Origin of the sequence: Streptomyces sp. CCM_MD2014 (genome assembly GCF_000772045.1) — a bacterium.
Classification (GTDB): domain Bacteria; phylum Actinomycetota; class Actinomycetes; order Streptomycetales; family Streptomycetaceae; genus Streptomyces; species Streptomyces salinarius.
Map to the genome: position 1 here is coordinate 3279250 of NZ_CP009754.1, position 12106 is coordinate 3291355.

The 12106-nt window shown below is 72.2% G+C and carries 12 protein-coding genes; 6 read left to right on the forward strand and 6 right to left on the reverse strand.

What is annotated here, in order from left to right; genetic code table 11:
• The first annotated feature begins 275 nt into the window (after nucleotides 1–275).
• Nucleotides 276–3509 carry a tetratricopeptide repeat protein gene (locus NI25_RS14150; RefSeq protein ID WP_061442802.1) on the forward strand — a complete coding sequence of 1078 codons (3234 nt, stop codon included), beginning with the start codon at nucleotides 276–278 and terminating at the stop codon, nucleotides 3507–3509.
• 36 nt (nucleotides 3510–3545) lie between these two features.
• On the opposite strand, the gene NI25_RS14155 is transcribed toward NI25_RS14150, so the two are convergent.
• A complete protein-coding gene (locus tag NI25_RS14155; RefSeq protein WP_061442803.1) occupies nucleotides 3546–3782 on the reverse strand; it encodes a hypothetical protein in 237 nt (78 codons plus the stop codon).
• Nucleotides 3775–4635, reverse strand: coding sequence for a mycothiol conjugate amidase Mca (gene mca / locus NI25_RS14160; protein ID WP_061442804.1), 861 nt, complete (start codon nucleotides 4633–4635; stop codon nucleotides 3775–3777). The genes NI25_RS14155 and mca overlap by 8 nt, the downstream gene beginning before the upstream one ends.
• 151 nt (nucleotides 4636–4786) lie before the next feature.
• Here mca and NI25_RS14165 point away from each other — a divergent pair, with 151 nt between their 5' ends.
• Nucleotides 4787–5185 (forward strand): DUF4307 domain-containing protein, encoded by a 399-nt coding sequence (locus NI25_RS14165; protein WP_061442805.1) that lies wholly within the window; start codon nucleotides 4787–4789, stop codon nucleotides 5183–5185.
• A gap of 179 nt (nucleotides 5186–5364) precedes the next feature.
• Nucleotides 5365–5862, forward strand: a complete 498-nt coding sequence (gene greA / locus NI25_RS14170) for a transcription elongation factor GreA (RefSeq protein WP_061442806.1) — start codon at nucleotides 5365–5367, stop codon at nucleotides 5860–5862.
• Nucleotides 5863–5929: 67 nt separating this feature from the next.
• On the opposite strand, the gene NI25_RS14175 is transcribed toward greA, so the two are convergent.
• The 3 genes from NI25_RS14175 to ilvA all read right to left on the reverse strand — a co-directional run bounded on the left by NI25_RS14175 (nucleotide 5930) and on the right by ilvA (nucleotide 9201).
• On the reverse strand, nucleotides 5930–6787 hold the full coding sequence (locus NI25_RS14175; protein ID WP_061442807.1) for an ABC transporter permease: 858 nt from the start codon (nucleotides 6785–6787) through the stop codon (nucleotides 5930–5932).
• Complete coding sequence (locus tag NI25_RS14180) at nucleotides 6784–7791, reverse strand: ATP-binding cassette domain-containing protein (RefSeq protein WP_061442808.1); 1008 nt, start codon at nucleotides 7789–7791, stop codon at nucleotides 6784–6786. Before NI25_RS14180 ends, NI25_RS14175 begins: the two co-directional genes overlap by 4 nt.
• A 180-nt stretch (nucleotides 7792–7971) precedes the next feature.
• The gene (ilvA, locus tag NI25_RS14185) at nucleotides 7972–9201 is read right to left on the reverse strand and encodes a threonine ammonia-lyase (protein ID WP_061442809.1); all 1230 of its coding nucleotides are present in this window, start codon (nucleotides 9199–9201) and stop codon (nucleotides 7972–7974) included.
• 168 nt (nucleotides 9202–9369) lie between these two features.
• On the opposite strand from ilvA, the gene NI25_RS14190 reads away from it, so the two are divergent.
• The 3 genes from NI25_RS14190 to NI25_RS14200 all read left to right on the forward strand — a co-directional run bounded on the left by NI25_RS14190 (nucleotide 9370) and on the right by NI25_RS14200 (nucleotide 10874).
• On the forward strand, nucleotides 9370–9870 hold the full coding sequence (locus NI25_RS14190; RefSeq protein WP_061446916.1) for a MarR family winged helix-turn-helix transcriptional regulator: 501 nt from the start codon (nucleotides 9370–9372) through the stop codon (nucleotides 9868–9870).
• Nucleotides 9871–10003: 133 nt separating this feature from the next.
• Nucleotides 10004–10510, forward strand: a complete 507-nt coding sequence (locus tag NI25_RS14195; protein WP_061442810.1) for a hypothetical protein — start codon at nucleotides 10004–10006, stop codon at nucleotides 10508–10510.
• A 106-nt stretch (nucleotides 10511–10616) separates the two neighbouring features.
• Nucleotides 10617–10874, forward strand: coding sequence for a hypothetical protein (locus NI25_RS14200; protein ID WP_061446917.1), 258 nt, complete (start codon nucleotides 10617–10619; stop codon nucleotides 10872–10874).
• 10 nt (nucleotides 10875–10884) lie between these two features.
• On the opposite strand, the gene NI25_RS14205 is transcribed toward NI25_RS14200, so the two are convergent.
• Nucleotides 10885–12039, reverse strand: a complete 1155-nt coding sequence (locus tag NI25_RS14205) for a cystathionine gamma-synthase (RefSeq protein ID WP_061442811.1) — start codon at nucleotides 12037–12039, stop codon at nucleotides 10885–10887.
• Nucleotides 12040–12106 lie beyond the last annotated feature (67 nt).

Below are 12106 nucleotides of genomic sequence, written 5' to 3' on the forward strand. Positions count from 1 at the left end.
CCTGTCGGTAGTCATGGGTCTGCTTCTCTGGCAAATTAGTGGCTTCGGTCACCGGGGTCAAGAGAGGAATTCGTCGATTTTCCCCGCCGGGAGAGGCGCGGGCACGAAAGCGGTGCCGGACACTCTCCCCAGGGTCTCCTCGCCGCAGGACACTTGAGCGACGTGCAACCGGGGAAGGACCCGGGAACGGGCCGGGAGGGCCCTGGGACGCCTGGGGCCACCGGGGCGCCCGGGGCGGACCGGCAGGACACCGATGCCGCCGGAGGGGGCGCGACATGCGGGACAGTCATCGGGCGGAGGCCGAAGGGCTGCTCAGGCGGGCCGTGGAGGAGGAGGTACGGCGCTCGGGCGGACGCACGGACGGGAACGTGCTGCTCTCCCGGGCCCGCGCGGCACTGGACGCGATGGCGGGGACGGCCGGCGAGGAGTACGCGGCCTACACGCACGCCCTCGACGAGGCCGCCGCCGGACAGCTCTCCTTCCGCGAGCGCTACGCCCGTGAGGGCGCCGGCACGCCCCTGCTGGTGGCCGGCGTGGCGGCCGTCGCCGCGGTGATCGCCGACGTGGCGCTCGGCACGGGCACCGGCACCGCGGTGGGCGCGGGAGTGGCGGTGGGGGTCGTCGGCTCGGCGGCGACCGTGCTGAAGGTGGCCGGCACCCATGTGCCGGCCGCCCATCACCGCGCCGGGGCGGTCAGCCAGCCCGGCGGGCCCGAGCAGCTGCGGCTGCAGTGGCTCACCGCGCTGGAGGTGCGCGGCATCCGTCCGTTCCTGGACCAGCAGCGGATGCTCGCCGCGTCCACCGGACCGGCCAAGACCGGGCCGAAGCTGCGGGGTGCCGACAAGAGCGCGGCCGCACGGGGGCGCAGCGCGCTGGAGCAGTCGTTCGCGCAGCTTCCCGTGGCGGAGGGGCCGTTCGCGGGACGGCGGCAGGAGATGGCGCGGCTGCGGCAGTGGGTGCAGGCGGCCCGCGCGAGCACGGAGACCAAGCCGACGGTGGTGGTCCTGCACGGACCGCCGGGCAGCGGCCGTACGACGCTGGCCGTGCGGGCCGTCCACGAGCTGCGGGACTACTTCCGCGGCGCCTGCCTGGTAGACCTGCGCGGGACCGGGTCCGGGGCGGGCGGCTCCGGAGCGGGCGGTTCGGGGACGGGCGGTGGGTCGCCGCTGAGTACCCGGGACGCGCTGCTGCACCTGCTGAACCGGCTCGGGGCGCCGCGCGAGCAGCTGCTGTTCCGGGAGCGGTCCTCCGCGGACCAGCAGGTCAAGCGGCTCGGCGAGTTGTACCACCAGCATCTGACGGGCGTCCCGGTCACCGTCGTCCTCGACGACGCCTCGGACCCCGAGCAGGTGCGGGCGCTGGTCCCGGAGCGCTCGGACAGCCTGGTGCTGGTCACCGCGCGGGAGCCGCTGCGGCTCCCGCCCGACCTTCCCGCCCGGGTGTACGACCTGCCCGTCGAGGCGCTGGACGCGGCGGGCGCGGAGGAGCTGCTGGGCGCCGCCGCGGAGGACGCGTCGGGGCCGTACGACGCCGAGTCGAGCGAGCTGATCCGGCAGCTGTGCGGCGGGCTGCCGCTGGCGCTCAGGATCGCCGGGTCGGCGCTGGGCCCGCGCTCACCGCGCGCGCTGGCGACCGACCTGGGCGCCTACGGTCCCGTGGAGCCGGTCGAGCGGGCACTGTGGCTGCGCTACACCGACCAGTCGGAGCCGGCCCGGCGGCTGCTGCGCCGGCTGGCGCTGGCGGGGCGCACCTCGCTGGGTGCCGCGGCCGCCGCCGCCCTGCTGGCCACGGACGAGGCGGAGGCGTCCCGGCAGCTGGCGGCGCTGTCGCGGGCCGGGCTGATCGACCACGTGCGGGGCAGCCGCTACCGCCTGCACGACGTGGTGCGCGGCTTCGCCCGCGCCCGGCTCGCCGACGAGGAGGAACCCGGCGAGCGGACGGCCGCGCAGGAACGGCTCATCGCGAACTACGCCGAGCTGGCCGACTCCGTGCTGCGCCTGGTCGACGGCAACATGTCGACCCGCTCCAACCAGTTCGGGCAGTACGGCTTCACGTCCCTGGACGAGGCGCTGCGCTGGCTGGACGACGAGTCGAGCTTCATCACGGCGGCGCTCCGGCACGCGGAGGGCGTCGACCAGGGCGCGGTGCTGAACCTGCTGGGCGCGCTGTGCGACTACTGCCTGCTGCGCGGCGACCTCTACCGGCTCGGTGAGATCAGCGAGCTGGCGCAGTCCGTGGACCAGGGGCTGCTGGTGCGCTCGGTGCAGTGGCGCACCGGTATCGCGGCCCGGCAGCTGGGCGAGCTGGACAAGGCGCGTACGACGCTGGCCTCCGTGGTCGATCTGTACCGGGACGCCCACCACGACGCCGGTGCGGCACGCGCCCTGTGCTCGCTGGGGATCACGCTGCACCACCAGGGCAACCTGACCGACGCGGCGGCCAAGCTCCAGGAGGCGCTGGACCTGCAGGCCGCGCCGGAGCTGGCCACGGACCGGGCGTGGACGCTGCACGCGCTGGCGGCGGTGCAGCGCGACCGGGCCCGGCTGGCCGAGGCCCTGGAGCTGCTCACCGAGTCGCTGGTGCTGCACCGCGCGGGCGAGTCGGTGCACGGTCAGGCGTGGGCCCACTTCCAGCTCGGTCAGCTGCACCTGCGCAGGGGCGACGTGCCGGGCGCCGAGTCGGATCTGCGGGCGGCCCTGGACCTGTACGGCCGCACCCAGGACGCCCGCGGCGAGGCGTGGGCGCTGACCCAGCTGGCGCGGGCCCGCCTGGTGGACGGCGACGCCCTGGAGGCGGTCGAGGAACTGCGGCGCGCGGCGGCCCGGCACCGCGAGAACGAGGACGCCCGTGGCGAGGCCTGGACGGTCTACTACCTGGGCCAGGCGCTGGAGGAGACCGGCGACCTGGACCAGTCGGTGCGCGAGCTGGAACGCTCCCGCACGATGTTCTCCCGCATGCGGGACGTGTACGGCCTGGCCTGCGCCCGGCACCACTCGGCGCGCGTCACCCGCGACCAGCGGGCCGCCCAGACCGGTTCGCTGCGCAACTCCGGCTTCGCCCGGCAGCTCCTGGTCGACGCCCGCGCCGACTTCCAGCGCATCGGCGTCGGGCACGGCGAGGCGTGGACGTGCCTGGAGCTGGCCGTCGTGGACGCGGGCAACGCCCGTACGCCGCAGGCCCTGGCCCTGTGCGACGAGGCGGCCGCCCTCTTCGCGGGGTACGGCGACCGGCGGGGCGAGGACTGGGCCCGCTTCCTGCGCTGCACGCTGCTGCCGTACGCCGCCCCCGGCGGGGTGGAGGTCGGCACGGCGGTGGCGCAGGAGGAGCTGGCCCAGCTGGCCCGCGCCCGGCACAGCGCCCGCGACACCAAGCTGGACGACTACGTGGACGCCTACCAGCTCCTCCTGGAGCGCGGCGTACAGCTGGAGGCCGGCTGGCAGGCCTGGCGCCTGGGGATGGTCCCGGGCCGCCAGGCGAGGGAGGTGATGGGCGTGGCGGTCACGGCCTGAGACCGTGCCCGCCCGCCCTCGGGACGGCTCGCGGGGTCAGCCCCGCTGGGGCTTCGCCTCCGGGCCGCCGGAGACGTCCGGCTCGGCCGGCTCCTTGAAGTCCACCTTGCCCATGTGGCGGTTCATGGACTTCATCAGTCCCCACACCGCCAGGGCCATCACCGCGAACACGATGAACCCGAGGACGCCGGGGGTGACCTTGTCCTCGTCGAGCTCGGCGAGAGTGACGAGGTGCGTCATTGCCAGGCTTGCGCTTGCACTCATGTCAGGCATTGTCCCGGATGCCCGCGAAGAGGTCGTCCTCGGGGAGGGAGGTTTCCACGAGGGACTTGGCCAGCTCGTACTCCTCGGTGGGCCAGACCTCCTTCTGGATCTCCATCGGCACCCGGAACCAGCCCCCGTCGGGGTCGATCTGCGTGGCGTGCGCGATCAGCGCCTTGTCGCGGATCTCGAAGAAGTCCGCGCAGGGCACGTGCGTGGTGAGGGTGCGCTCCTTGCGCTCGGACTCCGCCCAGCGCTTGAGCCAGTCCTCGTAGGGGGACTCCAGGCCGCGCTCCAGCAGCGCGTTGTGCAGCGCCTCGGTGCGGGGCCGGTTGAAGCCCTGGTTGTAGTAGACCTTCTGCGGCTGGTACGCCGGTCCGTACTCGCTCTCCGGGTACTTCTCGGTGTCGGCCGCGCCCTCGAAGGCCACCATCGTGATCTTGTGGGTCATGATGTGGTCGGGGTGCGGGTAACCGCCGTTCTCGTCGTAGGTGGTGATCACCTGGGGCCGGAAGGAGCGGATCTTCCGCACCAGCTCACCGGCCGCCTTGTCGACGTCCTCCAGGGCGAAGCAGCCCTCCGGCAGCGGCGGCAGCGGGTCGCCCTCGGGCAGGCCCGAGTCGACGAAGCCGAGCCACTCCTGCTTCACGCCCAGGATCTCCCGGGCCTCGTCCATCTCCTTCTTGCGCACCTCGTGGATGTTCTCCTCGATGTACGCGTCTCCCTGGAGCTTGGGGTTGAGGATGGAGCCGCGTTCCCCGCCCGTGCAGGTCACCACCAGCACGTCCACCCCCTCGGACACGTACTTCGCCATGGTGGCCGCGCCCTTGCTCGACTCGTCGTCGGGGTGGGCGTGGACGGCCATCAGTCGCAGCTGGTCAGTCAAGACTCAATCCTCGGTCAGTCGGCGCCCCGGCGTGCAGCGGCGCAATCGCAGGCTTCTATAGTGACCGAATCGGGAGCGGAATAATTCCGGGGCCCGGGAACCCGGACCCGCTCGCGCGGAGAGGACGATCATGAGCACGGCGAGCACGCGGACTCCTCAGGGCCGCTACGGCCGCTCCTCGGACGAGCAGGCCGACCGCACGCTCAAGGTCGTCGGCGCCGTGCTCGGCGCGCTCCTGCTCGCCCTGATCGGCTGGTTCGGCTACCACTACGTCGGCCAGAACAAGATCAGCGGTGAGCTGATCGGGTTCGAGCTCGCCGAGGACTCGGTGCAGGTGCACCTGGAAGTCCGCAAGGACGCCGGTGTCACCGGCTACTGCACGGTGCGCTCCCAGGCGGAGGACGGCGACGAGGTGGGCCGGGCCGACTTCCGCTTCGCCGGGGACGAGACCCGCATCGACAAGGTCGTCACCCTCAGGACCAAGGCCGCGGGGACGTCGGCCGAGCTGCTCGGCTGCCATCCGGAGTGATCCGGCGGGGCCCCGGGCGCCAATACCTCTCACCTGACCTGCGGTGACATGAATCTGGTGGCTTATGTCCTCCCCCTTTGGCCACTCAATTGTTAGGCTCGTGGTTTCGCCCTTCCGTGAAGGAACATCCTTCTGGGTAGGGCGTTGATTTGTATTCCCAGTACCAACGAGGAGCACCCGTGACCCAGACCAGCGAGAACGTCACCTGGCTGACCCAGGAGGCGTACAACAAGCTCAAGGAGGAGCTTGAATACCTTACTGGTCCTGCGCGCACCGAGATCTCTGCCAAGATCGCCGCGGCTCGCGAGGAGGGGGACCTGCGTGAGAACGGCGGGTACCACGCGGCGAAGGAAGAGCAGGGCAAGCAGGAGCTCCGCGTGCGCCAGCTGACCCAGCTGCTCGAGAGCGCCAAGGTCGGTGAGGCCCCGGCAGCCGGCGGCGAGGTGGCGCCCGGCATGGTCGTCACGATCGCCTTCGACGGTGACGAGGACGACACGCTGACCTTCCTGCTCGCCTCGCGCGAGTACGCGAGCTCGGACATCGAGACCTACTCTCCGCAGTCCCCGCTGGGCTCGGGCGTCATCGGCCACAAGGTCGGCGACGACGCCGAGTACGAGCTGCCGAACGGCAAGATGGCCTCGGTGAAGATCCTCAAGGCGGACCCGTACAACGGCTGACCCCCCGCCCACCGCCGACGAGCCCCCGGTGTCTCCGTGACACCGGGGGCTCGTCGTCGTCCGGTCGTCAGCCGGCCGCTCTGCGGTACTTGCGCACCGCCAGTGTCCTGAAGATCAGGACGATGACGATCGAGTAGGTGAGCGTCGCCCAGACCGGGTGTTGCATGGGCCAGGCGTCCGACTGCACGACGCCCGGGTTACCGAACAGCTCACGGCAGGCCTGGACGACCGCGCTGAACGGATTCCACTCGGCGACGTGGCGGAGCCACGGCGTCATCTGGGTGGGGTCCACGAAGGCGTTGGACACGAAGGTGACGGGGAACAGCCAGATGATCCCTCCGGAGGTCGCCGCCTCCGGTGTCCGGACGGACAGTCCGATCAGGGCGCCGATCCATGTGAAGGCGTACCCCAGGAGCAGAAGCAGCCCGAAGCCCGCGAGCACCCTCCCGATGTTGGTCGGCTCCGCGGACCCGGTGCGCCAGCCCACGAGCAGCGCGACGATCGCCAGGACGAGCAGGGTGATCGACGTCTGCACCAGATCCGCGACCGTCCGCCCGGTCAGCACCGCGCCTCGTGCCATCGGCAGGGACCGGAAGCGGTCGACGAGCCCCTTCTGCATGTCGTCGGCGATGCCGGCCGCCGATCCGGCGGTGGCGAAGGTGACGGTCTGCGCGAAGATGCCCGCCATCAGGAAGTCCTTGTAGACGTCCGAGTCGGTGGTGCTGCCGACCTTGATGGAACCGCCGAAGACGTATGTGAACAGGATGACGAACATCACCGGCTGGATGATCCCGAACAGGACCATCTCCGGGATGCGGGTCATCCGGATCAGGTTCCTGCGGGCGATGACCAGCGAGTCGCGCAGGGACTGGCCGATGGGGTTGGCGGGCGCCGTGGCCGGCGGCGCGTCGGTGGCGGCGCTCACTTGGCGGTCTCCTTCTGCTGCTCGTGGCCGGCGTCGCCCGCCGGGCCGTTCGACTCGCCCTCCGCCTCGGCCACGTGGCCGGTGAGGGAGAGGAAGACGTCGTCGAGGGTGGGGCGGCGCAGGCCGATGTCGTCGATCTCGATGCCGCGGGTGTCGAGTTCGCGGATGACCTCGGCGAGCAGCTTCGCACCGCCGGTGACGGGGACGGTCAGCTTGCGGGTGTGCTCCTCGACGGTGGTCGGGCCCTTGCCGAATCCGGCGAGCACTTCGGAGGCCGTCCCGATGTGGTCGCGCTCGTGGACCACGACCTCGACGCGCTCTCCCCCGGTGCGGGCCTTGAGCTGGTCGGAGGTGCCACGGGCGATGACGCGACCGTGGTCGACCACGGCGATGTCGTGCGCGAGGTGGTCCGCCTCCTCCAGATACTGCGTGGTCAGCAGCAGGGTCGTGCCGCCGGCGACCAGCTGCTTGATGACCTCCCACAGCTCCTGCCGGTTGCGGGGGTCGAGGCCGGTGGTGGGCTCGTCCATGAACATGACGGGCGGGGAGACCACCAGGGCGGCCGCCAGGTCGAGCCGGCGGCGCATGCCTCCCGAGTAGGTCTTCGTCGGGCGGTCGCCGGCGTCGGAGAGGTGGAACTGGTCGAGCAGCTCGCCGGCCCGGGCCTTCGCGGCCCTGCTCTTCATCTGGTAGAGCTGCCCGACCATCTGCAGGTTCTCCCGGCCGGTCAGGTATTCGTCGACCGCCGCGAACTGGCCGGACAGGCCGATGGAACGCCGTACCTCGTTGGGTTGCCTGAGGACGTCGATGCCCGCGACGACCGCCTTGCCGCTGTCGGGGCGCAGCAGGGTCGTGAGGCAGCGGACGGCGGTGGTCTTGCCCGCGCCGTTCGGCCCGAGCAGGCCGAGGACCGTGCCCTCGGGCACGTCGAGGTCGACGCCGTCCAGAGCCCTTACATCACCGAAGGTCTTCACCAAGCCTTCGGCATAGATGGCGCCTGGCATATGAGTCTCCACGTCGTCGGGGATTCTTCGGAAAGCCTAGGTTTGTGCGTTTCGCCGCGCTCAGCGAGCGATTTACGACACACCATAACGCGATGTATCGCGTCTCACAATGCAGTTGCTCGAACGAGTGACGAAGTTTCTGCCGCCCCCTGCTCGGGGGCACAGTCGGCCCGAAGGCGGCTAGTCGATGACCGTGTAGCCCGCCTCGCGCAGGGCCCGGCCGACCTCGGCGCAGTGCTCCGGTCCCTTCGTCTCCAGGTGCAGTTCGACCTCCGCCTCCGTGAGCCCGAGCCGCGGGTGGGTTCGGACGTGGCTCACATCGAGGACGTTAGCGTCGACCACTGACAACACCCCCAGAAGCGTGGCGAGGGCCCCCGGCCGGTCCGTCAGCCGCAGCCGGACCGCCAGGTAGCGGCCCTGTGCGGCCATGCCGTGCCGCAGCACACCCTGCATCAGCACCGGGTCCACATTGCCGCCGGACAGGACCGCCACCACCGGCCCCGCGAAGGCGTCCGGCGCGCTCAGCAGCGCGGCCACCGGGCTCGCCCCGGCCGGTTCCACGACCAGCTTGGCCCGCTCCAGGCACAACAGCAGGGCGGTCGACAGCTCGTCCTCGGAGACCGTGCGGACCTCGTCCACCAGCTCGCCGACGATCCCGAACGGCACGTCACCGGGCCGCCCGACCTTGATGCCGTCGGCCATCGTCGCCGGGTTCTGGACGGCCACCGGGCGCCCCGCGGCCAGCGAGGGCGGGTACGCCGCCGCGCCCTCCGCCTGCACGCCCACGATCCGCACGTCCGGCCGCAGCGCCTTCACCGCGACCGCGATGCCGGCCGCCAGCCCGCCGCCGCCGACGCCGACCACGACGGTCCGCACCTCGGGGCACTGCTCCAGGATCTCCAGCCCGACCGTGCCCTGCCCGGCGATCACGTCGGGGTGGTCGAAGGGGTGGATGAACACCGCGCCGGTCCGCTCGGCGTACTCCTCGGCGGCGGCCAGCGTCTCGTCCACCACCTGGCCGTGCAGCCGCACCTCGGCGCCGTACTCGCGGGTCGCGCTGATCTTCGGCAGCGGCGCCCCCTTCGGCATGAACACCGTCGACCGCACGCCCAGCAGCGACGACGCCAGCGCCACGCCCTGCGCGTGGTTGCCCGCGCTCGCCGCGACCACGCCCGCGGCCCGCTGCTCGGGCAGCAGTCCGGCGATCCGCACGTAGGCGCCGCGCAGCTTGAAGGAGCCGGTCCGCTGGAGGTTCTCGCACTTGAAGTGCACCGGCGAGCCGACCAGCTGCGACAGGTGCCGGCTGCCCTCCATCGCCGTCACCCGCGCCACGCCCGAGAGCATCTTCTGGGCTCCGCGCACGTCGTCGAGGGTGACGGGAGCGACGCGGGGCGCCGTGCTGTAGCTCATACCTCCAGCATCGCAGTTCCGGGCCGCCGCGCGGCGTTGTGACCAACCTCCGAGACCCGCTTTGTCCCGCGCAGGTACGCCCTGCCGTCCGGCCGCGTACCCTGTCCCCCAATTAGCAGCCCTCCACGAAGTGAGCCCCCGGCCATGCCCACAACGCCTGAAATGTCGATGGACATGACGACCGCCGGTGACACCGGTCTTCTCGAGACGCTCCAGCACGAGGTCGCGCTCTTCGCCCGCCGGGCCGAACAGACCCGGCTCGGCGGGGTCGGGCAGGTGCGCAACTCCATGGACCGCGCCGCCTACCTGCTGCTCAACCGCCTCGACACAGAGGGCCCGATGGGTGTGAAGGCGCTCGCCGCGAGCATGGGCATCGACTCCTCGACGGTCACCCGGCAGGTGGCCCCGCTGGTCGACACCGGACTCGTCAAGCGCACCTCTCACCCCGAGGACGGACGCGCGGTGGTCCTCCAGCTGTCCCCGCGCGGCGTGGCACGGCTCGAGGAGGTCCGCTCCTCCCGCCGTCAGCTCATGGCCGAGCTGACGCGCGACTGGGCCCCGGAGGAGCGCGAGGCGTTCTGCACGCTCCTGTCTCGCTTCAACGGCGCCCTGTCCGCCCGTATGGCCCCCTCCGGCGCGGCGGCCACGGATGCGGCCTCGGGCTCCTGAACGACCTTCCGGGGACGGGGTGCCAGGTTCCGGGAGCTTTCGACGGCGGGGTTCGACCGAACCCTTGACCGGCGGGCCGCTGCTGGCCTGATATGAGACCTCAGGGGTCGTCGCCGTCTGGGCGGGAGGCGCGGTGCGAGACCGGCATGCGTCCCACGGTGCCCGTCGGGCCCGCGAGTTCGAGGCGTTCGTCGCGGGCGCGGCAGGGCGGCTGCTGCATGCCGCCACCCTGCTCACCGCCGAGGCCCCGGACGCCAACCCGCGCGCCCGGCGCCTGCTGGCGCTGAGTCTGGCCCACACCTACGCGGGCTGGGACCGGCTGCACGGGGAGGACCCGTACGACCGTGCCCGCCAGTACCTGGCCACCCGTTTCGCCCGCGAGATCTGGCACCGGTACGGCGTGCTCGACCGGATCCGCCGGCGCCCCGAGGGCACGCTGGGCGTACTCGCCCCGCACGAACGGCTGATCCTGGTGCTCAGGCTGTACGAGGGCGTCGCCGAGGAACAGACGTCCGCGCTGCTGGGCCTGCCGGTGGACCGCATCCGCACGATCTGCGACCGGGCGACGGCCACCCTGCTGCACCCGCCGCCCGCAGCGCCCCGGCCGGTGGCGGCGAAGACGAAGGCGGCGACGCCGTGACGGGTGGGAGGGGCGGCCGCCGTACGGGCACGGCCACGACGACGTACGCGAAGGGCACCGGCCCCGCCAGGACCGCCACGCACGCGTGGCGCGGGCGGGGGTGCCGGTGAACCGCGCCGGGCGCGAGGCCGCCGCACGACGGATCATGGAGCAGTCGCCGCCGAGGGTGCCGCCCGACCTGTGTGCGGAGGCCGTCCGCCGGGGCGGCCGCATACTGCGGCGCAGGAGGGCCGTCCGGCGGCTGGCGTGGCTGCTCCTGGGCGCCGCGGCCGTGGCGTTCGCGGTGTGGGCGCTGACCGTGCAGCCGTGGGTGGAGCCGCCCTCGGAGACGACCCCACCCGTGACCGGCTGGGAGGGCTGGTGAGCCCCGCCTCCTAGCCGAGCGCCTGCTGGAGGTCGGCCAGCAGGTCGTCGGCGTTCTCGATGCCGACCGACAGCCGCACCAGGTCGGCGGGCACCTCAAGGGCCGAGCCCGCCGCGGAGGCGTGCGTCATCCGGCCCGGGTGCTCGATCAGCGACTCGACGCCGCCCAGGGACTCGCCGAGCGTGAAGACCTTCGCGCGGTTGCACACCTCGACGGCCGCCTGCTCGCCGCCCTCGACGCGGAAGGAGACCATGCCGCCGAACGCCTTCATCTGCTTGGCGGCGACCTCGTGCCCCGGGTGGTCGGGCAGCCCCGGGTAGAGCACGCTCGTCACGCGCGCGTGGCGCGAGAGCATCTCGGCGACCTTGGTCGCGTTCTCGCTGTGCCGGTCCATGCGCACGGCGAGGGTCTTGGTGCCGCGCAGCACCAGCCAGGAGTCGAAGGGCCCGGCGACCGCGCCCATCGCGTTCTGGTGGAAGGCCAGCTCCTCGCCCAGCTCCTGGTCGTTCACGATCAGCGCGCCGCCGACGACGTCGGAGTGACCGCCCATGTACTTGGTCAGGGAGTGCACGACGACGTCCGCGCCCAGCGCCAGCGGCTGCTGGAGGTACGGGGTGGCGAAGGTGTTGTCGACGACGAGCCGGGCGCCGGCGTCGCGGGCGACCTGCGCGATCTGCGCGATGTCGGTGATGCCGAGCAGCGGGTTGGAGGGCGTCTCCACCCACACCGCCTTGGTCTTCGGGGTGAGGGCGGCCCGCACGGCGGCGGGGTCGCTCGTGTCGGCCACCGACCACTCCACGCCCCACCGGGTGGCGACCTTGGCGAAGAGGCGGAAGGTGCCGCCGTACGCGTCGTTCGGGATCACCACGTGGTCGCCGGGACGCAGCAGCGTACGCAACAGGCAGTCCTCGGCCGCCAGTCCGGACGCGAACGCGAGACCGCGACGGCCGCCCTCCAGGGCGGCGAGGTTCTCCTCCAGCGCCGTGCGGGTCGGGTTGGCGCTGCGGCTGTACTCGTAGCCGCCGCGCAGTCCGCCGACGCCGTCCTGCTTGTAGGTCGACACCTGGTAGATGGGCGGGACGACCGCGCCCGTCAGGGGGTCGGCGGTGTTGCCCGCGTGAATCGCGAGCGTCTCGAAGTGCTGACTGATGTGCCTGTCGCTCATGGGCACCGAGGGTAGCCGTGCGGAACGCCTCGCGCGTTTTCCACAGGGCGCGGGACAGGTTGGCCAA